Raw genomic sequence first — 23,548 nt, forward strand, 5'->3', positions numbered from 1 at the left:
TGCCGTGACGCATGTGATGCACGCGATGCAGCGCAGCGGCTACGCGTGCGCTCCGGCGAGCGGCAGCGTCACGCGGCAGTCGAGCCCACCGCCTTCGGCCGGGCTCGCGCCGATGCGCCCGCCGTGGCGCGTGACGATGCTCTTGCACAGCGACAGCCCGATCCCGTTGCCGCCGGCCTTCGACGACGAGAAGCCGTCGAACAGCCGATCGTGCGCACCTTCGGCGATACCGGGTCCGTTGTCGATCGCGCGCAGCTCGGCGTGCCCGTCGACGTTCGCGGTGCCGAGCGTCAGCATGCACGGTGCGCGCTCGCAGCCGGCGAACGCCTCGATCGCGTTGAAGGCGAGGTTGAGCATCACCTGCCCGATCAGCACGCGCTCGCAGCGGATCGGCAGCGGCACATCGGCCTGCACGATCGTCACCGTCACGCCCGCCTCCTTCGCGCGCAGCTCGATGAAATACGCGACGTCAGCGAGGATCTCGCGCAAATCGGCGAGCGCGACGACCGGCTCGCGCTTCACGATGAACTCGCGCACGCTCTTGATGATCAGCGCCGCATGCTCGGCCTGCCGGTCCGCGCTGCGCAGGCCCCAGATCGCGTCGTCGACGGCCCCGCGCGCGTTCAGCCGCTGCACTGCGCCCTCGATGAAGTTGCGCACGGCCGCGAGCGGCTGGCTCAGCTCGTGCGCGATCACGCTCGCCATCTCGCCCATCGCGTTGTAGCGGCTCGCGTATTCGAGCATCCGCGCTTGCGCGCGCCGCGCATCCTCGATCGCCACTTCGTCGCTCACGTCGCGAAACTGCACGAGCAGCCCGTCGAGATCGCCTTCGATCTCGACCTGCCGGCACTGGATGCGCAGCCAACACGCCGAGCCGTCGCGCCGCACGATCCGGTAACGCTGCGGCTCGGACGGGCACGCGGACGGCGCATCGCGCAGCTGCGCGACGAGCCGGTCGCGGTCGGCCGCGCTGCAATAGTCGAGCACCTCGCCGAGCGCTTCGTCCGGCGCGAGCCCGAGCACGCGGCGGCCCGACTCGCTGATGAACTGCACGCCGCCGTGCGGCGTCACGACCGCGATCCCTTCATCGAGGTCCTGCATGAACTCGCGCAGCCGTGCTTCGTAGCGGCGCAGTTGCTGGCGCACCGCTTCTTCCGCGCTGATGTCGCGGAACTGCACCATCACGACGTCGCGACCGCGCAGCGGCACGTATGTGGCGGTCGCCTCCGACAGCATGTCGACGCCCGTGCGCGAGCGGTAACACCACTCGTACACCTGCGGCCCGTCGACGAGCGCGCGATCCCACGCACTCACGGCGATCTCGCGCTGGTATTTCGGTTCGGGACGCGTCATGTCCGGCGCCTTCAGCGGCAGCAGTTCCTCGACGGAAAAGCCGAGCGCGATGCACGCGGCGCGATTCGCCCACACGATCGCCTTGGTATGCGCGTCGTGCAGCAGCACGCAGGTGGTCAATGCGTCGAGCAGCCGGTGGAAATCGTCTTCGTCGGGAAAACTCATGATCGGATCCGGATGAAGGCACGCGGCGTCGCGCGGCCGGATGTCCAACATAGCACCGGCGTGCGCGGCCCGCATCTGAAGATTTCTTTAGCCCGGCACGGAGCGACACCAGTCACGCAGCCCTACGCACCAATTGCTGCGTGTTTTCGGCGTTTCTAGACTAGGTCCATGCCGTGTCCATCCCCGCAATCGAACCCCATCCCCAGGAGACAGCCATGCCCAACGCCGCCCTCGCCATCGACGCCGCGCCCCCCTCGCCGCATGCGGTCCGCGAAGCGGCCGCACGTATGTCGCCGCTCGACGCGGTGATCGAGACCGTCGCCGCGCGCCGCGACGAGTTCGACCGCCTGTCGCATGTGCCGCGCGACGTGATCGCGCTGTTCAAGGAGGCCGGCATCTATCGCGCGGGCACGCCGCGCCGCTTCGGCGGCGATGCGCTCGCGCCCACCGCGTTCCTCGGCATGATCGAGCGGATCGCGACCGCCGACGGGTCGGCCGCGTGGGTCGCGAGCTTCGGCTCGGCCAACGCCTATCTCGCCGCGCTGCCGCTCGCCACGCAGGCCGAGCTGTACGCGAGCGGCCCCGACCAGGTGTTCGCGGGCGGGCTGTTCCCCGTGCAGCCGGCGCAGGCGGCACCCGGCGGCTGGCGCGTAACGGGCACGTGGAAGTTCGCGAGCGGCTGCAAGGGCGCCGACTGGCTCGGCGTCGGCATCGCGGTGCCCGGCGCGCAGGATGCCGCGCCGAACAAGCCCCGCACGGCCGTGTTCCGTGCCACCGAAGTCGAGATCGTCGAGAACTGGAGCGTGGTCGGCATGCAGGGCACGGGCAGCCACGACCTGCGCGTCGACGACCGCTTCGTGCCCGAAGCGTGGACCTTCGTGCGCGGCGGCGAGGCGACCGTCGACGAGCCGCTGTACCGCTATCCGACCGTCGCATATGCGGCGCAGGTGCTCGCCGTGGTCAACCTCGGGCTGGCCCGCGCGGCGCTCGACGTCGCGAACCGCATGTCGGGCGGCCGCCAGACGACCACCGGCGCGCCGCGCCTCGCCGATCGCGCGTATTTCCGCATCGAACTCGCGAAGGCCGAGGCACAGCTGCGCTCGGCGCGCGCGTTCTTCTACGACGCGACCGACTCGGTCTGGCAATCGATTCTGGCCGGCAACCCGGTCACGCCCGAGCAGGTCAGCCTGCTGAGACTCGCCGCCACGCATATCGCACGCGAAGGCGCGAGCGTCGTCGAGCGCGCGTACCGCCTCGGCGGCACGGCCGCGATCTATCGCACGCATCCACTGCAGCGCCTCTTGCGCGACGCGATGGTCGTCACGCAGCACGCGTTTCTCGGCGAAGGCAACTTCGACGGCGCGGGCGCGGTGTTCACCGGCGTCACGCCGTTTCCCGGCTATCTGTAATCCGCGTCGATTCGCATCGATTCGCTTCAACGCCGCTCAACGCATTCTTCAGGAGAACCTGTCATGTCCGATTCGAATCCGCTGCCGCTGCGCGTGCTGTTCTGCTGCGGCGTGTCGCAAAACTTCTTTGACCTGCCGCGCGAGAAGATCGGCGAAGTGTGGCAAGCGTATGGCGCGATGCTCGCCGCCGTCGAGGCGATGCCCGGCGTGCGCGTGCTCGGCGTGATGGATGACGACCGCCTCGTGGTCGGCCAGGCCGACGGCGCGCCGTGGACGTTCTACATCATGGCCGACGTCGCCGACTTCGACACGACGGTCGCGGTCTGCAACCTGTACCGCACGACGCCGGTCGGCGAATACAACCTGTGGCGCTATGGCAAGATCGAGGCGCGGGTCGGCCGCGCGCTGACCGTGCCGCCGGCCGCGAAACCCGCAGCGTGAGGCGCGCGATGACCGGCCCCGATTCTTCGCGCTCGATCGCGGCGCTCGAAGCGCTTGAACGGCGCGTAGCGGCGCTCGACGCCGAACGCGCGGTGCGCGCGACGATCACGCGCTACATGGCGCTGTGCGACGTGCCCGAGGACGCCGGCGACGGCCCGGCGCTCGCTGCGCTGTTCACGTCCGACGCGGTGTGGGAAGGCATCGGCCCGCAGTACGCGCGCAAGTTCGGCCGCCTCGAAGGCACGGATGCGATCGTCGCGATGCTGCGTCGCTATCTGCCGCCCGATCCGCATTTCGCGGCGAACCTGCATTTCCTGACGTCGGAGTCGATCGACGTCGGCGCCGACCATGCGAGCGCACGGGGCCGCTGGATCATGCTGCAGGCGTCGCGCTACGCGGACGGCACGGCGGAGCTGATCGCCGCGCGGCTGAGCGTCGACTTCGCGCCGGCCGGAGGCGGCGCGACCTGGCTGATCCGCCATTTCCGCACCGAGCGCGTGCTCGACGGCCCGTGGCCACTCGCCGCCGCGCCGCAATCCTGAACCCTTTCACTCCGCTCCCACGCCATCGCACCATGACAGGCTTCATCGATACCTTCACGCTGGGCGGCCCGGGTCCGACGATCGCGATCAAGGACACGATCGACATCGCAGGCCATCCGACCCGCGCGGCCAGCCGCGCACTCGCCGACGCGCCGCCCGCCGCGCAGCACGCGGACGTGGTCCGCCTGCTGCTCGACGCCGGCTGGCAGATCGCCGGCAAGGCGAACATGCACGAGCTCGCGTTCGGCATGACCGGCATCAACGACACCACCGGCACGCCGGTCAATCCGCAGGACCCGACGCGCATTCCCGGCGGCTCGTCGAGCGGATCGGCGTCGCTCGTCGGGCTCGGTGTCGTCGACGCCGCGCTCGGCACCGACACCGGCGGCTCGATTCGCGGGCCGGCCGCCTGCTGCGGCGTGGTCGGGTTGAAGCCGACGTTCGGCCGCGTGTCGCGGCGCGGCGTCGCACCCACCGACACCACGCTCGATTGCGTCGGACCGTTCGCGCGCGACGTCCGCACGCTCGCAGCCGTGATGGCCGCCATTGCACCGGACTTCGATCCGACGCGCGCGACAGCGCCCGTTGCCGGCTGCACGATCGCGCACGTGATCGCCGATGCCGATCCGGCCATCGCCGCCGCGCTCGATGCGGCGGTGCGCGCATCGGGCCTGCGCACGCACGATGTCGCGCTCGACGAACTGCCTGCCGCGTTCGCCGCGGGGCTCGCCGTCATCAACGCGGAAACGTCGCGCGCATTCGGGCATCTCGTCGACACCGGCAAGCTCGGCGCGGATCTCGATGCGCGGCTGCGCATGGCCGCGCAGACGACACCGGCCGCGCTCGTGCAAGCCGAAGCCGTACGCGCGCGCTTCACCGCTCAGGTCGATGCCGCGCTCGAACGCGCGGACGTGCTGGTGCTGCCGACGCTGCCCGCGTTGCCGATCACGCTTCAACAGGCGCGCGAGGGCGTATCGGTCATCGCGATGTCGTCGCTGATCCGGCCGTTCAACCTGAGCGGCCATCCGGCGCTCAGCCTGCCGCTGCCGCTCGCCGGAACACCGCTGAAGGCCGGGTTGCAGATCGTCGGCCGCAAGGGCGCGGACGAACAGGTGTGCGCGATTGCGGCACAATTCGAAACGGCGCTTGCCGCATGAACCACGATGCGGGTGCCGCTTCGGCCACGCGCCCGCGAACCAGGGAATCACGCACCATGTCAGACCGAGTCGTCCTCGTCACCGGCGCCGCGCGCGGGCTCGGCGCCGTCATCGCCGAACGCTTCCTCGCGGCCGGCTATCGCGTCGCGCTGGCCGACATCGCCGCCGACGCCATTCATGCGCACGCGCGCGAAATCGACCCGAGCGGCGAACGCGCGATCGCGCTGCCGCTCGACGTCACGTCGAAACGCGATTTCGAAGCCGCGCGCGATGCGCTCGTCGTGCGCTGGGGCGCAATCGACGTGCTCGTCAACAATGCCGGCGCATCGAAGGTCGTGCCCGCGATGGAGATCACGGCCGAGCAGTTCGACCAGGTGATCGACGTGAACCTGCGCAGCGTGCTGTTCGGCTGCCAGGTGTTCGGCCACTACTTCGCGACACGCGGCGCGGGCCGCATCGTCAACATCGCGTCGCTCGCCGGGCAGAACGGCGGCTCGGCGACGGGCGCGCACTATGCGGCCGCGAAAGGCGGCACGCTGACGCTGACCAAGGTGTTCGCGCGCGACCTCGCCGCGCAGGGCGTGACCGTCAACGCGATCTCGCCGGGCCCGCTCGACCTGCCGATCGTCTACGAGAGCGTCGCGCCGGAAAAGCTGCGGCAGGTGCTCGCGAGCCTGCCGGGCGGCAAGCTCGGATCGGCCGGTTTCGTCGCGGATGCGGCGGTGCTGCTTGCGTCGGGCGACGCGCATTTCGCGAACGGCGCGTGCTGGGACATCAACGGCGGGTTATACATGCGTTGAACGCGGCGCGCGCGACGGCGCGCATTCGTGCATCTAGCGCGGCGTGTCGCCGTCGCCCCCCCACACGACCATCACGTCGCGCACCAGCGCGGCGATCGACGTCGCACCGAGCTTCTCCTTGATGCTCGCGCGATGCACGTCGACGGTCTTCACGCTGATCGACAGATCCGACGCGATCTGCTTGCTGCCCTTGCCGTCGACGACGCCGCGCAGCACCTCCTTCTCGCGTGCGGTCAGCGCGTCGAGCCGCTGGCGCAGCTCGCGATGCCGCTGGCCGACCGCGTGCCGCTGCTGCGCGAGCCGCAACGCGCGCTGCACGCGCTCGAGCATCTGCTGCGAGTTGTACGGCTTCTCGACGAAATCGATCGCGCCGTTCTGCAGCGCGCGCACGGACATCGGGATATCGCCGTGTCCGCTCACGAAGATCACCGGCAGCGTCGCGCCGCGCGCGTTCAGTTCCGCCTGGACGTCGAAACCGCTTTTCTCCGGCATCCGCACGTCTAGCACCAGGCACGCGACCAGGTTCACGTCGAAGCGCGCGAGAAAATCGGCGGCATTCGCGAAGCCTTCGGACGCGATGCCGACCGACTCGAGCAGCCAGGCGAGCGACGTCCGCATGCCGCTGTCGTCGTCGACGATGTATACGATCGGAGCGGGTGACGTCATCGGGGTGTCTCGCAAGATATCGGTATCGGCATCGCACGCGCCGCGGGTGAGGCAGGCGTCGTTCGTCGGGGTGTGCGGCACATCATAACGAGCAGAAAATGCGCTGAATACCCCTTCACGTGCCGCATCAATGCTCCATCGCACTTTTTTCCGCGCGCCGTGCCGCGCATCTAGGTAGAACCTTTAGATGCGTTGGCGGGAACGCCATCTTCATCGTCACTCGTGCGAATGTTCGCCGGCTTTTTCGCGACGTACGCTTGCTGCATCGTCGACGATTCGATGCCGCATCGACGGCTCGCACGATCGCCACCTCATTCACCCAGGAGCGCCCATGTCAGCACCGACCGATACCCCGCAACCGGCGCGCGCCGAACCCACCGCCGCGCAACAGGCCTTCCGGCAAGCGATGGCCCACCTCGGCGCGGCCGTCAACGTGATCACCACCGCGGGGCCGCACGGCCGCTGCGGGATCACGGCGAGCGCCGTCTGTTCCGTCACCGACGCGCCGCCGACGCTGCTCGTGTGCCTGAACCGGTCGAGCGCGATGCATGCGACCTTCGAGCGCAATCGTCATGTGTGCATCAACGTGCTGCCGGCCGAGCACGAACTGCTCGCGCGGCATTTCGCAGGACTCACCGAGTTGCCGATGGAGCGCCGCTTCGAGCTGCCGGTGTGGGATCGCGGCGAGCAGGATGTGCCCGTGCTGCGCGATGCGCTCGCGAGCCTGCAAGGCACGATCGCCGACATGAAGGAAGTCGGCTCGCATTCGGTGATGTTCATCGAGGCGACGTCGATTCGCGTGCGCAACGACGGCGACAGCCTCATCTACTTCAGCCGCGCGTTCCATCGCGTATCGCGTACCGCCTGCGTGCGGTAACGGTCGGGGTAACGAAATGGTGCCGCGCTCGCCGATCGCGCAGGGCTACGCCGCCCGCAACGCGCGCTGTCCCGCCGCGAGCGCCGCGCCCGCGAACAGCGTCAGCGCCGAATACACGAGCCCGCGCGCGAGCCCCGCGCTGTCGGATACCCAGCCGATCGCGACGGGCCCGGCGATCTGCCCGAACGCGAAGATCGTCGTGAACGCGCTGATGCCCTTCGCCCAGCCTTCCGGCGACAGATTGTGGCGCACGAACGCGGTCGTCGACGCGACCGCCGACAGGAACGTCGCGCCGAACAGCACGCCCGACGCGAACGCGGCCGCCGGATGCGCGAACAGCGCCGGCATCAGCGTCGCCACGCCGAGCAACGCATTGAGCACGGCCAGCGCCTGGCCGCCGCGCATCCGGTCGAGCAACCCCGACCACAGCCGCGCCGACACGATGGTCGCAACGCCGAGCATCACGTAGAACGCGGACACGACCGTGCCGCTCATCCCCGTGCCGCGCAGCAGCGCGACGATGAACGTCATGTAGCCGATATAGCCGACGCCGAACAGTCCGTAGCCCGCGAGCGCGAGCGCGAAGCGCGCGGGGCTCGCGCTCGCCGCCGGCGCGGCGCCGTCGCGCCGCACGGCCGGTGCCGCGTGCGCATGCTCGATGCGACGCGCCGCCGCCACGGCGATCGCCGAGAACAGCACGCACGCGACCGCGAGCGCGAACCACGCGGGTTGCCATCCGTGTGCGCGATGTACGAGCGTCGCGGGCACGAGCAGCGACGACGCGACGATGCCCCACCCCGTGCCGCCGTAATAGAGCCCGAGCAGCAGCCCCGCATCGCGCGGCGACGCGGACGCGAGCCGCGCCGCCAGCACGCCGCCGCTGATGAAGATCAGCGCGCTGCCGACGCCTGTCGCGAGCCGCTCGACGAGCAGCGCGTTCATGCCGGACGAGAACCCGCATGCGGCCATCAGCACCGCGGTCAGCGCGCAGCCGGCCGCCAGCAGCGTGCCGGTGCGCCAGCGCCGAGACAGGAACGGGAAGACGAGCGCGCCGATCAGGTAGCCGGCCGCGTTCGCGGTGTTCAATGCGCCGGCCTGCGCGAAGCTCCAGCCGAGATCGACCTTCATCGGCGGAAGCAGCAACGCATACGAAAAGCGCGCGAGGCCGAGCGCGATCGCGCTGCCGAGCGACAGGCAGATCGCGAGCCGCCATGCTGCCATCCGGTCGGATTCGGCGGCGCCGGCATGCGGCCCTGCTCGGCCGGCGTGCTCCGGTTGCGGCGCTGTGCGCATCGCGTGTCTCCATCGTGGTTCGAATCGTGCCGCCGGGACGGCGGTGCGCGCGCGGCTGCGGCCCGCACGCGAAGTCGTCAGATGGTGCCAGAAAATCGTGGCAGCCGCCGGAGCCGGCTCGTCGACTGCTTGCGGACAATTCACATGAACGCCAGCCGCGTGCGCATCATTCGTGAATGATGAAACCCGAAACGATCGCCGCGATTGCACTCGCAATTTAAATGAATCACATGAATGAATTCATCATTGACGGCCTCGATATTCAAAAAAATAATCCACGGCCTTCACGATCCGATTCATTCGCCTTCATCGCACGATACGCAGCGAATCCGCTTGTTTAGCACACCACAGCTAAAAACGATGCAACGCGTTGCATTCGCTAAATCATCAGACTAATATCGACGCCACTCGCCCGGTATTCAAAAAATTCCGGACGAGCGGCGGTAATCCCTTTACCGCGCTTTCATGTTGAATCGCTCATGTTCACCACAGGAGAATTGACATGCAGGAAACCCGGCAGATCGAATTGCTTGACTGGATGCAGGAAGACACGCACCCCGAGGCCGTCGACATGATGGTCGAGGATGCCGTGGTGCCGTTCGGCACCGCGCTCTGGCCAGTCTGAGCGGCCAGCCCGTTCCCGCGGAAGGGCCGCGGCCCTTCCGCCGCTTCCGGAGACACGCATGCTGAACCTGCACCGCGCGCTCGGCTGCCACCCGGCGCTGCGCGACAAGCTCGCACGCGGCGAAACGGGCAAACTCCTGGTCGGTTACGACACCCGCAACCGCGACGTCGCGTTGCGCGCGTTTTCCGCCCTGCCCGACTCGTTCGACGCGACGACCCTCTGCCTCGAAACCACCCCGCCCGCCGACATCGCCGCCGCGCTCGCGCGCGCGGATCTGTTCGTGCTGCTGTACGACTCGTCGTGCCTGCCGACACCGTCGCCGAGCGGCCCGCCGTTCCTGGCCGCGATCCGTCCCGCGATCGTCGAGCACTGGAGCAAGTCGGTACTGTTCAAGGATTACGGCCCACATCTCGACGAAGCGTTCGCGGAATCGCTCGACGACATCGCCGCGCGCAACGGCCGGCTGATCGAAGCGGCCGCGCGCGCATCGCGGATCCACTTCATCGACGAAGCCGGCAACACGCTGACCGGCTCGCTTTCACCGGACCAGAAATGGACGAGCGTGGACGGGATGGGCAATCTCGACGTCGTGCCCGGCGAGATCGCGACGCACGTCACCGACCTGCACGGCTCGATCGTATTCAGCGGCACGTTCCTCGGCACCGTGCCGTTCGCGATCAAGTACCGCGTGACGGAGCGGCTCGCGACGCTGCACGTCGAAGACAGCCTGATCGTCGATTTCGACAGCGACGACGCGGGCTTCCGGCGCGACTTCGCGTCGTACCTCGACCGGCATGACAATCACCGGCGCATCGAAGAATTCGGCATCGGCACGAATCTGGGCATCCGCGCGCTGTACGGCCGCAACGCCGGGTTCGAGGAACGCCATCCGGGGCTGCATCTCGGCCTCGGCGGCGGCGCGAACGGCAGCCACCACCTCGACCTGATCTTCGCGCGCGGCACGCTCGCGTTCGACGAGCGGATCGTGTTCGACGGCGCGTTCGCCGTCTGACTGTCGAATCAGGCTTGGGCGGCCGCCGTGTCGCCGAGCCACTTGTACATCACCAGGCAATCGACGAAGCCGAGCCGCGCGTGGCGATACGCGCGCGGCAAGCGGCCGACGATCTCGAAGCCGAGCTTCTGCCACAGCGCCACCGCCACCTCGTTGGTCGCGACCACCGAATTGAACTGCATTGCAAGAAAGCCGCGTTCGCGCGCCACCTGCTGCGAGTGCTCGCACATCAGGCGGGCGACGCCCTTGCCGCGCGCGGCCTCGCCAACCATATACCCGCAGTTGCACACATGATTGCCGGGCCCGGCCGCGTTCGCCTTCAGGTAGTACGAGCCGAGCAGCACGCCATCCTCCTCGGCGACCCACGTGCAGAGCGGCGCGTCGAGCCACTGCGCGCGAGCGGCCTCCCGCGTCGCCGCCGGATCGAATGCATAGGTTTCCTGCGCGGTGACGATCGCGTGGTACGTGGGCCAGAAGCGGAGGAAATCGTCTTCGGTCATCGGGCGAAGCGTGATCATGCGGGTTCTCTCGTGAAGGGATCGGGGAATGCGCGTGTGCGAGTCGACGCGCGTGGCGCGACATGGCGTCGAAGCGTCATTGCGGGCCGCCGTCGCGCAACAGGCCGCTGCGATAAGCGCCCGGCGGGACACCATACCAGCGCTTGAACGCCTGCGAGAAACTCGACAGGTCGCTGAAGCCGAGCCGCTCGGCCACCTCCGTCAGCGACAAGTGCGCATCGCCGAGCAGCGTCTCGGCCATCATGCCGCGCGCCTGCGCGAGCAGCACCCGGAACGTCGTGCCTTCTTCCTGCAGACGGCGCTTCAGCGTGCGCGGGCTCGTGCTCATCAGCCGCGCCATGTCCTCGAGCGAGAACGGCACGTTACCGGGCGCCGCCGTCAAATATTGCCGCACCATCTCCGACGTGCCGACCCGCGCGCGCCGCGCGTCGACCAACTGGCTGCACATCTGCTCGCACATCGAAACCGTCAGCGGGTTCGCATGCGGCAGCGGCCGATCGAGAAACGCGCGATCGAATGCAAGGCTGTTCGCGCGCGCGCCGAACGCAGGCTCGACGCCGGCGATGCGCAGCACGGGCGTGGAAGCGGACGCGCTCGTCGCACGAGCAGCCTGCATGGTGAAGCGCGACAACGCGAAATCGCCCCCGCCGATCTCCTGCAGCAGCACGGCAGCGGCCGCCATGTCGCGCTCGACGAGGAACCGGCTCAGGCTGGCATCGAGCTCGGGCGCGCCGAAATTCAGCACACCCGTCTCCGGCTCCTCGCGGTACGTGATCACCGTGAACGCATACGTGAGGGGCAGGAAGCGCATCGCGAGCGCCAGCGCGTCGCGCGCGGTCGCGCTCGCGATCAGCCCGTAGCCCCACACGCCGTACGCGGAGAAGTGATAGCGCTGTCCGACCTCGAACCCGAGGCCCGGCGCGCGCCCGAGCGCGCGCAGCAGGTTGCCGGTCAACCGCAGTTCCTGCGCGGCCGTCACCTCGACCTTCGGATCGTCGAGCTGCGCGTCCACGAGGCCCGTGCCGGCCAGCAACTTCGTGCGCGGCACGCCGCGTTCGTCGCCGAAATCGACCAGCAGCCGCGCGCTGGCCGGACTCCGGGTGAAGTCCCAGAAGCTCATGCGGAGAAACCCTCGAAGCGCCGACTTGGCCCAAATACTAAAACAATTGTCCCGAAGCAGCATTGGTGTTTTCCCATGCGGCCCGCACCATCGGCGTCATCAGTCGTCGCGTGAACGACGCCAACGCCCCCCGGAGGAGACACCATGCGACCGAGTCGCCCATCCGACCTCGCCGCCCGCTTCGAACTCCCGCGCAACGCATTCGACCGCTGGCATCGCGGACCACGCTCGCGCGCGCGGCACGAGTCCCGCAACGACACCGGGCGCTGCAGCTGCAGCTGCAGCGCGCCGTCCGACAGGCGCTTCGACCCGCCGCTGCACGCACAGGCGTGCAGCGCGTGAACCATCGACCATCGGGAGACGATTTCATGAGCACAACGTTCGATTACATCGTCGTCGGCGGCGGTTCGGGCGGCTGCGTCGTCGCGGGGCGCCTCACCGAGGACCCGGCCGTCACCGTCTGCATGCTCGAGGCCGGCGGCCGCGGCGACAACGCGATCGTCAACGCGCCGACCGGCGCGGTCGTGATGCTGCCGACCCGCGTGAACAACTGGGCTTTTGACACGGTGCCGCAGCCGGGGCTCGGCGGGCGCATCGGCTATCAGCCGCGCGGCAAGGCGCTCGGCGGTTCGTCCGCGATCAACGCGATGGTCTACATTCGCGGCCATCGCGTCGATTACGACGGCTGGGCCGCGCTCGGCAACGAAGGCTGGTCCTACGACGACGTGCTGCCGTACTTCCGCCTGAGCGAGCACAACGAGCGCTTCGACGACGCCTTTCACGGCCGCGACGGCCCGTTGTGGGTCAGCGACCTGCGCACCGGCAACCCGTTCCATGCGCGCTACCTGGAAGCGGCGCGACAGGCCGGCCTGCCGCTCACCGACGACTTCAACGGCGCGCAACAGGAAGGCGTCGGCCTGTACCAGGTCACGCAGAAGCACGGCGAGCGGTGGAGCGCAGCGCGCGCATACCTGCTGCCGCACATCGGCCGCCGCGACAACCTGACGGTCGAAACGCACGCGCAGGTGCTGCGCATCCTGTTCGACGGCACGCGCGCGACGGGTGTCGAGGTGCGGCAGCGCGGCGAGGTTCGCACGCTGCGCGCGCGGCGCGAAATCGTGCTCGCGGCGGGCGCGCTGCAGACGCCGCAGCTGCTGATGCTGTCGGGCGTCGGTCCGGCCCGCGAACTGCAGCGGCTCGGCATTCCGGTGCGCACCGACCTGCCCGGCGTCGGCCGCAACCTGCAGGATCATCCGGACTTCATCCTCGGCTACCGCGTGCGCGGCGTCGACACGATGGGCGTGTCCGCGCGCGGCGGCCTGCGCATGCTGCGCGAGTTCGCGCGTTTTCGCCGCGAACGGCGCGGGATGCTGACGTCGAATTTCGCGGAAGGCGGCGGCTTCCTCAAGACGCGGCCCGGCCTCGATGCGCCCGACATCCAGTTGCACTTCGTCGTCGCGCTCGTCGACGATCATGCGCGCCGGCTGCATGCCGGCCACGGGCTGTCGTGCCACGTGTGCCTGCTGCGGCCGCGCAGCCGCGGCTCGGTCACGCTGCACAGCGCCGATCCGCTCGCCGCGCCGCGCATCGACCCCGCGTTCTTCGACGATCCGCGCGACCTCGACGACATGGTCGCCGGCTTCCGGCTCACGCGCACGCTGATGGAAGCACCGGCGCTCGCCGAATGGATCACGCGCGACATGTTCACCGCGAACGTGACGACCGACGACGAGATCCGCGACGTGCTGCGCCGGCGCACCGACACCGTGTATCACCCGGTCGGCACGTGCCGGATGGGACACGACGCGCTCGCGGTCGTCGATCCGCAATTGCGCGTGCATGGCGTCACGGGGCTGCGCATCGTCGATGCGTCCGTCATGCCGACGCTGATCGGCGGCAATACCAATGCGCCGACGATCATGATCGCCGAGAAGGCCGTCGACCTGATTCGAGACGTGCGACGCGTGCCGGCACGATCATCCGCCAACGCGGAATGCGAAGCGGCGCTTGCGCCAGCGCATCGCGACGCCGTTCCTGCATCGTGTGATTCGCACGATGCGATTCATACCGAGGAGACCCGCCATGTCGTCGCCTGAAGCCTCCCGTTCCGCCGAACCGGCCGCGCCGCTGTCGGCGATCATCATCGGCGCCGGCTTCGCCGGCATCGGCATGGCAATCGCACTGCAACGCGCCGGCATTCGCGACTTCGTGATCGTCGAACGCTCGCACGACGTCGGCGGCGTATGGCGCGACAACCGCTACCCGGGCGCCGCGTGCGACGTGCCCTCGCATCTGTACTCGTTCTCTTTCGAGCCCAACCCGGACTGGTCGCGCGTATTCGCGCCGCAGCCCGAAATCCATGCGTACTTGCAGCATTGCGCGCGCAAGTACGGCCTCGCGCGCCATCTGCGTTTCGGCGCCGACGTCCAGCGCGCGCAGTATGACGAGGCCCGTGCGTTGTGGCACGTCACGCTCGCCGACGGCACGACGCTCAGCACCGCCATGCTCGTCAGCGGCACGGGACAATTGAGCCGCCCGGCGATGCCCGACCTGCCCGGCATCGACACGTTTCGCGGCCGCGCTTTCCACTCCGCGCACTGGGATCACGACTATCCGCTCGCGGGCAAGCGCGTCGCCGTGGTCGGCACCGGCGCATCGGCGATCCAGTTCGTGCCTGCGATCGCCGGCGACGTCGAGCGCCTCGTCGTGTTCCAGCGTTCGCCGGCCTACGTGATGCCGCGTCCGGACCGCGCGTATCGTCCGTGGGAGCGGGCGCTGTTCCGCCGGCTGCCGTGGGCAATGAAGCTGCATCGCGCGTCGATCTACGTGCGCTATGAATCGCGTGCGATCGCGTTCACGCGGCTGCACGGGCTGATGGATGTCGCGGTCGGCCGGCCGTTTCTCAAGCTGCTCGCGCGCGACGTGCGCGACCCTGCGCTGCGCGAACGGCTGACGCCCGACTATCCGATCGGCTGCAAGCGGATCCTGCTGTCGAGCGACTACCTCGCCGCGATCGACCGCGACAATGTCGAGCTCGTCACGCAGCGCATCCGGCGCGTGACCGAGACCGGCATCGAGACCGACGACGGCGTGCATCATCCGGTCGACGCGATCGTCTACGGCACCGGTTTCGCGGCGACTGCGTTCCTGTCGCCGATGCGCATCACCGGCCGCGACGGCCTCGACCTGAACGACGCCTGGCGACGCGGCGCGCAGGCGTATCTCGGGCTCACGGTGCCGGGCTTCCCGAACTTCTTCATGCTGTACGGCCCGAACACCAACCTCGGCCACAACTCGATCGTCTACATGCTCGAAAGCCAGATCGCGCACGTGATGCGCTGCGTGCGCGCGCTGCGGCGCGACGGCGCACGCGCGATCGACGTCGATCCGCGCCGCTACCGGCGCTACAACACGCACGTGCAGCAGCGGCTCGACGGCTCGGTGTGGAGCGGCTGCAAGAGCTGGTACGTCGATGCGTCCGGCCACAACAGCACGAACTGGCCCGGCTTCACGCTGACCTATCGATGGATCACGCGCTTCACGGGACTGTCCGCGTACCGCTTCACGCAGCCGCTGCCCGACACCGCCACGCCGGCACACGGCGCCGTCACGCCGACGCACGGCACCGTTATCACGCCGCCCGCCGGCCGCGTGGAAGCGCTTGCCGCCGCGTCGTTGCGCGGTTTCCTGCGCGTCGCGTTCCGGCCGCTGATCGGGCCGCCGTTCGGCGCGCGCATGCAGCGCCGCGTCGTCGCGTTGCTGTCGCCGCTGATGCCGGGTGCGAGCGGCACGCTGCGCTACCGGACGTCCGCCGCCGGCGTGCCGGTCGAAGTGATCGCGCCGAAGCACGGCGACGCGGGCGGCGCGATCCTCTACCTGCACGGCGGCGCGTTCTGTCTCGGCGGCCCCCATACCCATCGCGGCGTGACGACCCGGCTCGCGGCCGAAGCCGGCCTGCCGGTGTGGGTACCCGACTATCGGCTCGCGCCCGAGCATCCGAGCCCGGCGGCGTTGAACGACGCGCTGGCCGCATACGACGCGTTGCGGGTGCAGGGCTACGCGCCGCACCGGATCGTGATTGCGGGCGATTCGGCCGGCGGCGCGCTCTCGCTGGCACTGGCCATCGCGCTGCGCGAGCGCGGCGAGCCGGCCGCGGCCGCGCTGCTGCTGATCTCGCCCGTGACCGACCCGACGCTGGGTGGCGAAACGCTCGCATCGCGCCGCCACGACGATCCGATGATCCGGCGCGGCTGGCTCGAGCAGGGGTTGCGCTGGTATCACGGCGCAGGCTCGGCTGCGGCGCGCGGCCCGCTCGACACCGATTTGCGCGGCTTGCCGCCGATGCTGGTGCAGGCCGGCGATCAGGAAGTGCTGCTGTCGGATGCGCAGCGACTCGCGACGCATGCGCTCGCCTGCGGCGTGCCGTGCCGGCTCGAGATTCATACCGCGCGCTGGCACGTATTTCATCTGCAGGCGTTTTACCTGCGCTCGGCGCGGGACGCGTTGCGCACGCTGGCAGGGTTTGCTGCGCAGCGGGTAGCGGCGACGGCGACGACGCCGTGAAGTTCCGGCGTTGCCGGCAAGTGCTTCACGCTTGGCGAATACACGACCGGCGTGCACATGGACATGCCCGTTGCGTGGGGCAAGCCGATCGACTTCTGCTCGCGGCACTCAAGACGGTCCGCCTGCACCTGTCCGTCGTCCCCGCGCAACCGGCGCACGCCCGATGCGCCGCACGCGCTTCAAGGCTGCACCATCCACACGAGCAGCATCGCGGCCGGCGCCGCGCTCATCCCCGCAGGCGGCTGCTCGATCGTCGGCTCGATCTTCAGCGCCTGCGCGATCGTCGCCGCATCGTCGACGGTCGTCGTGCGCACGATCGTCATCAGTCGCGCGGGCCGATGCAGCGTCTCGCGATACAGCGCGCCGTACCACAGCGGCCGCGTGCCGAGCGCGTCCTGCAGCACATACGGATAACGCCACAGCCGCAGTACGAGGCGGCTGTCCGGACGGGCCGGATCGACACGCACGAACACCCGGCGCGTGCTTTGGCCATGCGTGTAGCGCGGCAGCACGGGCAGCGCATCGGCCGGCGCCTGCGGCAGCAGCCAGCGCAGTGTCGTGGCGGGCGACCACGGCGTCGCGCGCTGCCAGCCGGCCAGCGACAGATGGCGATCGAGCGTGTCCGACGTCGCGCACCATTGCAGCGGCAGATATTCCTCGCGATCGCCGCCGATCTCGGAGCGCCGCGTCGGCACGCGCTGCCACCCGCCCCGCAGCCACTGATCCACGGTCATCGCGACGACGTCGCCCACGTGCGGACGCGCCGCCCGATCGAGCTGCCATTGCGCGGGCACGGTCCAGACGCCGGTCGTCGCGAGCACGACGAGCACCGCGACGAGTGCGCCCCGCGGCTGCACGTGCTCGCGCACGCGCCAGTACGAATAGGCGCCCGCCAGCATCGCGAACCACGCGAGCCCGAGGCTCCAGCCGCCGAGCAAGCCCGACAACCACGTATCGCCGACGTACAGCCGCGCGAAACCACCGAGCACGATCCACAGCACGACCGCCGTCACGACCGGGATGCGCCACAGCGCCGGCCGGTCGCGCGTGAGCACCCAGCCGATGCCGCTGCTCGCGAGCATCGCGAACGCCGCATCGGCGTCGGGCAGCGGCATGTGCAGCGCGCCGGGCGGCAGGTTCGCGGGCATCGTGCCGGGCAAGCCGGCGCCGAACGCCGGCACGAGCACGACCGCGATGCCGACCGTCGCGAGCCACCATGCTGACGTCACCCAGCAGCGATGGATCATCAGCCAGACGAGAAATGCGGCCGCGACGATCAGCCCGGTATCGTGCCCGTGCAGCACCGCGAGCGCGCGCATCGCGGCATCCACGGGCGGCGTGCGCAGGTTCTGCAGGAACGCATACAGCGCGATGTCGGCGTGCATCAGCGGATCGTTCGCGACGACGTCCTGAACGATGCCGGCAAACAGCCACACGCAGCCGACGAACAGCAGCGCGAACACAGGCACCGCGCCCGGCAGGCGGCGCACGCGCACGAACATGTCGTGCACCCGCGCGCCGAACCGCGGCCAGCGGCGTATGCACGCGTACATGGCCGCGACGAGCGCGTGGTGCAGCAGCGGCCAGCCGCGCCGCAGCGCGACACGCACGCCGATCCACACGAGCGCGACCAGCGCGGCAACCACCAGCAGAATCGCGGCGACCCGCACGCTGATCGCCGCGGCCAGCAGCGCCGACGCGCCGAACAGGATGCCCGGCGCGATGTGCACCGGCGCCCAGATCAGCGCCGACACGACGTTGACCGGATAGAACGACCGGCGCGGCAGCGTCGCGCACCCCACGACCACCGGCACGACCGCGCGCACCGGCGCCAGGAAGCGCGCGAGCACGATGCTCTTCGTGCCGTGGCGCAGCACGAACTGCTCGCCGCGCGCATACGCATCCGCGTAGCCCAGCCGGACCCATCCATTCCGGATCGCACCGCCGTAGTGGCGTCCGAGCTCGTAGCTGATCCCGTCGCCGACGATCGCGCCGGCGGCCGCGACGCCGACGACCGTCCAGCCGTCGAGCGCGCCCGCGCCAATCAGCGTGCCGGCCGCGAACATCACGGCACCGGCCGGCACGACCGTGCCGATCAACGCGATCGCCTCGGCACAGGCCGTGGCGAACACGATCGCCAGCACCAGCGCCGGGTGCGCGCCAATCGCACTGAGCCACGCGTGGATCGTGGCGCTCATCGCGGGCCGCGCGGCGTGGCGGCGCGACGGTTCCGCATCGGGCCGGCGATGGCGTGAGGAAGGTTCATGGGCGTGTGTGCGCGTTCGCGCCGGCCGGTGGCGTCAGTCGAACTCGTGCTGCCGCGCGTCGGCCTCGAGCGGCGCGTCGTGGTAGCCGACGGTCGCGATCTCGTGCAGATAGCGCGCGAGAAACGCGCCGATCGACCCGGCTTCCTCGTACTGATGCACATGGCGGAATTCGTGCGTGAGCAGGCGTCGCGTGTCGTGGCCGCGCAGCACGAACACCGCATGGCCGAGCGTGAGGCCGATCGTCCCCGGCGACAGCAGACCGGTGTCGCGCGCGATCGCGCCCAGCGCCGGCGTGTCGGGGAACGGCAGCCGGTCGGCGACCACGACGCGGATTCGCTCCGGTTGCGCGACGCCCACGGTACGCGCGTCGTCGGCCTGCGCGGGCGTCAGCGGCACGCCCCGTGCGAGCCCGTGAGCCGCCTGCGCGTCGGCCCACGCGACGGCGGCGGGCAACGCGGACGGCAGGATGTCGGCAAGATCGATCATCGTGGCGGCTCCTCGGGTCTGGACGATGCAATCGGGCACCAGTTTATCCCTGAATCAGGGTGGGCCGCGAGGCACGCCGTCTGCCCGGCCGTGACGATTCCTCGGGAATACCCTCCCCGTCTGCCCCTACCGCCCGAGCCATTTCACGACGATTATTTCGCTTCAAGACACATTCGACCCCCAGATGTCTCAAAAATGTCCCGCGGGAGCACCACTTCCCGATTCGGCGGCATATATTGATCAGAAGAACCGCCGCCGAATCATCCAAAAGAGGGCCGCTAGATGATCAGGGTAATTCTGGCTGACGATCACGCAGTCATGCGAGACGGACTGCGTCACATCCTGGAAACGGCCGGCGGTTTCGAGATCGTCGGCGAGGCGAGCGACGGCGCGGCCACGCTCGCGCTGGCCGAGCGTTGCGCCGCTGACGTGCTGCTGCTCGACCTGTCGATGCCCGCGCCGACCGGTATCGAGCTGATCCGGCTGGTCAAGACGCAGGTGCCATCGCTGCGCATGCTGGTGCTGACGATGCATGCGGAAACCCAGTACGCGGCGCGCACGTTCAAGGCCGGCGCGACCGGCTACCTGACGAAGGACAGCGCGACCGCCGAACTCGTCCAGGCCGTCACCAAGGTCGCGGCCGGCGGCGTGTACGTGAGCGCGTCGGCGGCCGAGAGCCTCGCGCGCACGATGCGCGCGCCGTCCGAAATCCTGCCGCACGAGCGGTTGTCCGATCGCGAACTCGACGTGATGCGCCGCATCGTCGCGGGCCAGACGGTCACGCGGATCGCGGCGGACCTCACGCTGAGCGCGAAGACGGTCAGCACCTACAAGACGCGCATCCTCGAGAAGATGGAGCTGCCGCACGAAGCCGCGCTGGTGCGCTACGCGATGCGCCACGATCTCGATCTCGGCATCGACGACGCATGATGCCCGCATTGCGCTTCCGCCCGGCCGCGGCCGATGACGACGACACGTCGGAGCCGTCGCGCCTGTTCATGTCGTCGCTGCCGCCCGACCGGCGGGAGCGGTGCCTCGCGATTGCGACAGTCGTCGTGTCGGCCATGATCTTCGTCGCCCTCGCGCCGTTCGCCGGCGTGCCGCTTGCCCACGTGTTGGGCTTCATCCCCGTGTACCAGTCGGCGATCGTCGTCAACGACATGGTGACGGCTGGCCTGCTGCTCGGCCAGTACGCGATCCTGCGCGAGAAATCGCTGCTCGCGCTCGCCGGCGGCTACCTGTTCACGGGCTTCATGGCCGGCACGCACATGCTGACCTTTCCGGGGCTGTTCGCGCCGACGGGCCTGCTCGGCGCGGGTGAACAGACCACCGCGTGGCTTTATCTGTTCTGGCACGGTGGCTTTCCGCTGGCAGTCGCCGCATACGCGCTGCTGCGCGCGGCCCCGCGCGCGCATCCGCCGTCGCTCGAGCAGCGCCGCGCGGCGATTCCGCTGCTGCTTTGCATCGCCCTGACGGCCGGCGCGACCGGCGCGCTCGCACTGCTCGCGACCGCCGGCCACGACCTGCTGCCCCGCATCATGCAGGGCAACCGGATGGCCTCGACGATGACGAACGCGATCGCGGTCGTCTGGGCGCTGAATCTTGCCGCGCTCGTGCTGATGTGGCGGCAGCGGCGCCATCATTCCGTGCTCGACCTGTGGGTGATGATCGTGCTCGTCGCATGGCTGTTCGACATCGCGCTGTCGTCGATGCTGAACCACGGACGCTTCGACCTCGGCTTCTACGCCGGGCGGACCTACGGGCTCGTCGCGTCCGGTGTCGTGCTGTTCGCGCTGCTGTTCGAGAACGGCCGGCTGCATGCGCAGACGGTGCGCGCGCTGGCCGGCGCGCGCTATCAGCACCTGCTCGTCGTGCAGAAGAGCGCGCAGCTCAACGAGGCGAACGAACGGCTCGAGCAGCGCGTCGCGGCCCGCACCGCGCAGTTGAGCGCGTCGAACCGTGACCTGCGGCGCGAAGTCGAGGAGCGCGTGCGCGCGGAGCGGGCGCTGCAGGCGTCGCGCGAGGAGCTGCGCGAGATCGCGGCGATCAGCGCGAGCGCACGTGAGGCCGAACAGCGCCGCATCGCACGCGAACTGCACGACGAACTCGCGCAGACCCTCGCGACGCTGAAGAACGATCTCGAATGGCTGCTCGACCGCGTGCCGCAGGACGATGCGACGCTGGCGCGCAAGATCGCGGCGATGCATGCGCTCGCCCGCGGCGCGGTGACGGCCACGCGGCGCATCGCGACGGACCTGCGCCCGCTGATGCTCGACGACCTCGGGTTTGCGGCCGCGATGCAATGGCTCGTGGAGGATTTCCGGCACCGACACGGCATGGCGTGCGCGCTGCACGTCGAGCCGGGCGAATTGCACCTCGACGAACCGTATGCGACGGCCGTGTTCCGCATCGCGCAGGAAGCGCTCGCGAACGTCGCGCGGCACGCGGCTGCGTCGAGCGCGACCGTGGCGCTCGTTTATCGTGACGAGACGATCACGCTGACGATTCGAGACGACGGTGCGGGATTCGATCCCGGTGCGCCGCGCAAGTCGGGATCGTTCGGGCTGGTCGGCTTGCGCGAGCGCGCGTATCTCGTCGGCGGCACGCTGCGGATCGATACGACGCTCGGCGAGGGAACGACGGTGGAGGTGGACATCCCGGTGGCGTCGGCGCATGTGGCGATCGCGCATGAAGCACCGGGGGCGTCGCGGACGCACGGGTAAGGGTGAGGATGCAGCGGCGGAATGCCGCTGCGGGGGTCAGTCGTCGTCCCTTCCCGCTGATGACGAACGGTCAGGATGGTGAGTTGTTCGAACGTTTTCGCCGATCGCTGCCATTCGCCTGATCGGTCTCCATCGCTGCGCGTGCGGCTTTCAGCATCGTCCCAGGTTGGATCTGGACATCGCCCGCTCCGAGCGCGACCACGCGACCAGCGCGCCGATCCCGAGCAGCGCGAGGCACACGATCGGCACGATCATCGGGCCGAACGCGGTGCCCGTCACCTTGCCCGCGAACGGCATCAGGTTCTGGCTGAAGAAGCCGCCGAGGTTGCCGATCGAGTTGATCGCCGCGACGCTCGCCGCCGCACGCGCGCCGGTGAAGTAGCGCGGCGGCATCGACCAGAAGCACGGATACAGCAGCGGGATGCACGCACCGCCGAGCACGAGCGCGATGAAGCGCAACGGCGTCGACGGCAGCACGAGGCTCAGCAGGAAGCCGAGCGCACCGAGCGCCGCGACGATCGCGATCGTGCGCAGGATGCTCTTCGCGCGGCGCAGCTTCGACGGCAGCCACAGCAGCAGCAATACCGCGAGCGCCCACGGCAGCATGCTCAACAAGCCGTTCGTGCTGCTCGACACGCCGAACGACTTGACGATCGTCGGCAGCCAGTACGTGACGCCGTACAACGACGTCGACATCAGCATGTAGGTCGCCGCGAACAGCATCACGCGCGGATCGAGTAGCGCCTTCCACGGCTGGGCATGTTCTGCCTGCACCGGCTTCTCGCGTTCGAGCGCGGCCGCGACGATCTGCTTCTCGCGTTCGTCGAGGAACGGCGCATCGCGGAACGACGCCGGCAGCACGCGAAACACGACGATCGCGACGATCACCGCCGGGATGCCCGTCGCCACGAACACCCACTGCCAGCCCGCGAGCCCCCACACGCCGTTCAGGCCCAGCAGCACGCCGCCGACCAGCGAGCCGAGCATGTTCGCGAGCGCGCTGCCCAGCGTGAAGATGCCGAGCACCTTCGCGCGGTAGCTCTGCGGAAACCACAGCGTCAGGTAATAGATCACGCCCGGATAGAAGCCGGCCTCCGCGATCCCGAGCAGGAAGCGCAGCGAACAGAACGCGGGCATCGACGTCGTGAAGCCCATCAGCACGGTGATGAGGCCCCACGTCAGCATGATCCGCGCAAGCCACACGCGTGCGCCATAGCGATGCAGCGCGAGCGTGCTCGGCACCTCGAACAGCAGGTAGCCGATGAAGAACAGCGACGACGCGAGACCGAACGCGGCCTCGGTCATCCCGAGGCTGTGCACCATCTGCAATTTCGCGAAGCCGACGTTCTGCCGGTCGATGAATGCGATCAGGAACATCACGACGAGGATGGGCAGCAGGCGCCGCGCCATCTTCGACATGATGCGCTGCTCTTCGGCGGACGCGGGGTCCAGGGTTTCGGTGGTATTCACTGCGGGCTCCTCCGTGAATCGGTTGCTTGTCGGTTGAATCGGCGCCGCGCGCGATGCACGC

The 23,548-nt window shown here is 69.3% G+C and carries 20 protein-coding genes; 12 read left to right on the top strand and 8 right to left on the bottom strand.

The features are described from left to right. Positions 1–39: 39 nt before the first annotated feature. Complete coding sequence (locus ACT2FV_RS08450) at positions 40–1,593, bottom strand: ATP-binding protein (protein ID WP_444503634.1); 1,554 nt, start codon at positions 1,591–1,593, stop codon at positions 40–42. Positions 1,594–1,733: 140 nt separating this feature from the next. On the opposite strand from ACT2FV_RS08450, the gene ACT2FV_RS08455 reads away from it, so the two are divergent. The 5 genes from ACT2FV_RS08455 to ACT2FV_RS08475 all read left to right on the top strand — a co-directional run bounded on the left by ACT2FV_RS08455 (position 1,734) and on the right by ACT2FV_RS08475 (position 5,867). Then, positions 1,734–2,927 carry an acyl-CoA dehydrogenase family protein gene (locus tag ACT2FV_RS08455; protein WP_124620837.1) on the top strand — a complete coding sequence of 398 codons (1,194 nt, stop codon included), beginning with the start codon at positions 1,734–1,736 and terminating at the stop codon, positions 2,925–2,927. Positions 2,928–2,990: 63 nt separating this feature from the next. Then, positions 2,991–3,368, top strand: a complete 378-nt coding sequence (locus ACT2FV_RS08460; RefSeq protein WP_011356094.1) for a hypothetical protein — start codon at positions 2,991–2,993, stop codon at positions 3,366–3,368. An 8-nt stretch (positions 3,369–3,376) separates the two neighbouring features. After that, positions 3,377–3,910 (top strand): nuclear transport factor 2 family protein, encoded by a 534-nt coding sequence (locus tag ACT2FV_RS08465; RefSeq protein WP_124620835.1) that lies wholly within the window; start codon positions 3,377–3,379, stop codon positions 3,908–3,910. Positions 3,911–3,942: 32 nt separating this feature from the next. Beyond that, on the top strand, positions 3,943–5,067 hold the full coding sequence (locus ACT2FV_RS08470) for an amidase (protein WP_444503635.1): 1,125 nt from the start codon (positions 3,943–3,945) through the stop codon (positions 5,065–5,067). A 56-nt stretch (positions 5,068–5,123) separates the two neighbouring features. After that, entirely contained in the window at positions 5,124–5,867 is a 744-nt protein-coding gene (locus tag ACT2FV_RS08475) for an SDR family NAD(P)-dependent oxidoreductase (RefSeq protein ID WP_444503636.1), read from the top strand. 33 nt (positions 5,868–5,900) lie between these two features. On the opposite strand, the gene ACT2FV_RS08480 is transcribed toward ACT2FV_RS08475, so the two are convergent. Beyond that, positions 5,901–6,533: a response regulator transcription factor gene (locus tag ACT2FV_RS08480; RefSeq protein WP_151052636.1), complete on the bottom strand. Its 633-nt coding sequence runs from the start codon at positions 6,531–6,533 to the stop codon at positions 5,901–5,903. 331 nt (positions 6,534–6,864) lie between these two features. On the opposite strand from ACT2FV_RS08480, the gene hpaC reads away from it, so the two are divergent. Next, on the top strand, positions 6,865–7,410 hold the full coding sequence (gene hpaC / locus ACT2FV_RS08485) for a 4-hydroxyphenylacetate 3-monooxygenase, reductase component (protein WP_059601253.1): 546 nt from the start codon (positions 6,865–6,867) through the stop codon (positions 7,408–7,410). Positions 7,411–7,455: 45 nt separating this feature from the next. Here the strand turns inward: hpaC and ACT2FV_RS08490 are convergent, their stop codons facing one another. After that, positions 7,456–8,703, bottom strand: a complete 1,248-nt coding sequence (locus ACT2FV_RS08490; protein WP_444503637.1) for a YbfB/YjiJ family MFS transporter — start codon at positions 8,701–8,703, stop codon at positions 7,456–7,458. A gap of 502 nt (positions 8,704–9,205) precedes the next feature. On the opposite strand from ACT2FV_RS08490, the gene ACT2FV_RS08495 reads away from it, so the two are divergent. Next, positions 9,206–9,328, top strand: coding sequence for a hypothetical protein (locus ACT2FV_RS08495; protein ID WP_006752127.1), 123 nt, complete (start codon positions 9,206–9,208; stop codon positions 9,326–9,328). Between the two features lie 58 nt (positions 9,329–9,386). Continuing rightward, complete coding sequence (locus ACT2FV_RS08500) at positions 9,387–10,340, top strand: leucyl aminopeptidase (protein WP_151049958.1); 954 nt, start codon at positions 9,387–9,389, stop codon at positions 10,338–10,340. A gap of 8 nt (positions 10,341–10,348) precedes the next feature. On the opposite strand, the gene ACT2FV_RS08505 is transcribed toward ACT2FV_RS08500, so the two are convergent. Together ACT2FV_RS08505 and ACT2FV_RS08510 are read right to left on the bottom strand one after the other, a co-directional pair. Further along, positions 10,349–10,858 (bottom strand): GNAT family N-acetyltransferase, encoded by a 510-nt coding sequence (locus ACT2FV_RS08505; RefSeq protein WP_124620821.1) that lies wholly within the window; start codon positions 10,856–10,858, stop codon positions 10,349–10,351. A gap of 76 nt (positions 10,859–10,934) precedes the next feature. After that, a complete protein-coding gene (locus ACT2FV_RS08510; protein ID WP_124901442.1) occupies positions 10,935–11,978 on the bottom strand; it encodes an AraC family transcriptional regulator in 1,044 nt (347 codons plus the stop codon). Between the two features lie 368 nt (positions 11,979–12,346). On the opposite strand from ACT2FV_RS08510, the gene ACT2FV_RS08515 reads away from it, so the two are divergent. Beyond that, positions 12,347–14,074, top strand: coding sequence for a GMC family oxidoreductase (locus ACT2FV_RS08515; protein WP_444503638.1), 1,728 nt, complete (start codon positions 12,347–12,349; stop codon positions 14,072–14,074). Further along, positions 14,061–16,541, top strand: coding sequence for a flavin-containing monooxygenase (locus ACT2FV_RS08520; RefSeq protein ID WP_151049963.1), 2,481 nt, complete (start codon positions 14,061–14,063; stop codon positions 16,539–16,541). Before ACT2FV_RS08515 ends, ACT2FV_RS08520 begins: the two co-directional genes overlap by 14 nt. 179 nt (positions 16,542–16,720) lie before the next feature. Here the strand turns inward: ACT2FV_RS08520 and ACT2FV_RS08525 are convergent, their stop codons facing one another. Then, positions 16,721–18,739, bottom strand: a complete 2,019-nt coding sequence (locus ACT2FV_RS08525; protein ID WP_151049965.1) for an LssY C-terminal domain-containing protein — start codon at positions 18,737–18,739, stop codon at positions 16,721–16,723. A 102-nt stretch (positions 18,740–18,841) separates the two neighbouring features. Further along, entirely contained in the window at positions 18,842–19,294 is a 453-nt protein-coding gene (locus ACT2FV_RS08530; protein ID WP_124620809.1) for a hypothetical protein, read from the bottom strand. Between the two features lie 282 nt (positions 19,295–19,576). On the opposite strand from ACT2FV_RS08530, the gene ACT2FV_RS08535 reads away from it, so the two are divergent. Continuing rightward, entirely contained in the window at positions 19,577–20,224 is a 648-nt protein-coding gene (locus ACT2FV_RS08535; protein WP_444503639.1) for a response regulator, read from the top strand. After that, complete coding sequence (locus ACT2FV_RS08540) at positions 20,221–22,017, top strand: sensor histidine kinase (RefSeq protein ID WP_444503640.1); 1,797 nt, start codon at positions 20,221–20,223, stop codon at positions 22,015–22,017. The genes ACT2FV_RS08535 and ACT2FV_RS08540 overlap by 4 nt, the downstream gene beginning before the upstream one ends. A gap of 150 nt (positions 22,018–22,167) precedes the next feature. Here ACT2FV_RS08540 and ACT2FV_RS08545 read toward each other — a convergent pair whose 3' ends face one another. Further along, positions 22,168–23,487: an MFS transporter gene (locus ACT2FV_RS08545; protein ID WP_151049970.1), complete on the bottom strand. Its 1,320-nt coding sequence runs from the start codon at positions 23,485–23,487 to the stop codon at positions 22,168–22,170. Positions 23,488–23,548 lie beyond the last annotated feature (61 nt).

This window comes from Burkholderia sp. PR2 (assembly GCF_052372875.1).
In the GTDB taxonomy this organism is placed as follows: Bacteria; Pseudomonadota; Gammaproteobacteria; order Burkholderiales; family Burkholderiaceae; genus Burkholderia; species Burkholderia diffusa.

Coding starts and splice junctions, on each gene's coding strand:
- ACT2FV_RS08505 (WP_124620821.1), bottom strand. CDS start 10,858: ATGATCACGCTTCGCCCGATGACCGAAGACGATTTCCTCCGCTTCTGG.
- ACT2FV_RS08535 (WP_444503639.1), top strand. CDS start 19,577: ATGATCAGGGTAATTCTGGCTGACGATCACGCAGTCATGCGAGACGGA.
- ACT2FV_RS08520 (WP_151049963.1), top strand. CDS start 14,061: ATGTCGTCGCCTGAAGCCTCCCGTTCCGCCGAACCGGCCGCGCCGCTG.
- ACT2FV_RS08540 (WP_444503640.1), top strand. CDS start 20,221: ATGATGCCCGCATTGCGCTTCCGCCCGGCCGCGGCCGATGACGACGAC.
- ACT2FV_RS08460 (WP_011356094.1), top strand. CDS start 2,991: ATGTCCGATTCGAATCCGCTGCCGCTGCGCGTGCTGTTCTGCTGCGGC.
- ACT2FV_RS08450 (WP_444503634.1), bottom strand. CDS start 1,593: ATGCGGGCCGCGCACGCCGGTGCTATGTTGGACATCCGGCCGCGCGAC.
- ACT2FV_RS08525 (WP_151049965.1), bottom strand. CDS start 18,739: ATGAGCGCCACGATCCACGCGTGGCTCAGTGCGATTGGCGCGCACCCG.
- ACT2FV_RS08465 (WP_124620835.1), top strand. CDS start 3,377: ATGACCGGCCCCGATTCTTCGCGCTCGATCGCGGCGCTCGAAGCGCTT.
- ACT2FV_RS08530 (WP_124620809.1), bottom strand. CDS start 19,294: ATGATCGATCTTGCCGACATCCTGCCGTCCGCGTTGCCCGCCGCCGTC.
- ACT2FV_RS08515 (WP_444503638.1), top strand. CDS start 12,347: ATGAGCACAACGTTCGATTACATCGTCGTCGGCGGCGGTTCGGGCGGC.
- ACT2FV_RS08510 (WP_124901442.1), bottom strand. CDS start 11,978: ATGAGCTTCTGGGACTTCACCCGGAGTCCGGCCAGCGCGCGGCTGCTG.
- hpaC (WP_059601253.1), top strand. CDS start 6,865: ATGTCAGCACCGACCGATACCCCGCAACCGGCGCGCGCCGAACCCACC.
- ACT2FV_RS08455 (WP_124620837.1), top strand. CDS start 1,734: ATGCCCAACGCCGCCCTCGCCATCGACGCCGCGCCCCCCTCGCCGCAT.
- ACT2FV_RS08500 (WP_151049958.1), top strand. CDS start 9,387: ATGCTGAACCTGCACCGCGCGCTCGGCTGCCACCCGGCGCTGCGCGAC.
- ACT2FV_RS08480 (WP_151052636.1), bottom strand. CDS start 6,533: ATGACGTCACCCGCTCCGATCGTATACATCGTCGACGACGACAGCGGC.
- ACT2FV_RS08495 (WP_006752127.1), top strand. CDS start 9,206: ATGCAGGAAACCCGGCAGATCGAATTGCTTGACTGGATGCAGGAAGAC.
- ACT2FV_RS08470 (WP_444503635.1), top strand. CDS start 3,943: ATGACAGGCTTCATCGATACCTTCACGCTGGGCGGCCCGGGTCCGACG.
- ACT2FV_RS08475 (WP_444503636.1), top strand. CDS start 5,124: ATGTCAGACCGAGTCGTCCTCGTCACCGGCGCCGCGCGCGGGCTCGGC.
- ACT2FV_RS08490 (WP_444503637.1), bottom strand. CDS start 8,703: ATGCGCACAGCGCCGCAACCGGAGCACGCCGGCCGAGCAGGGCCGCAT.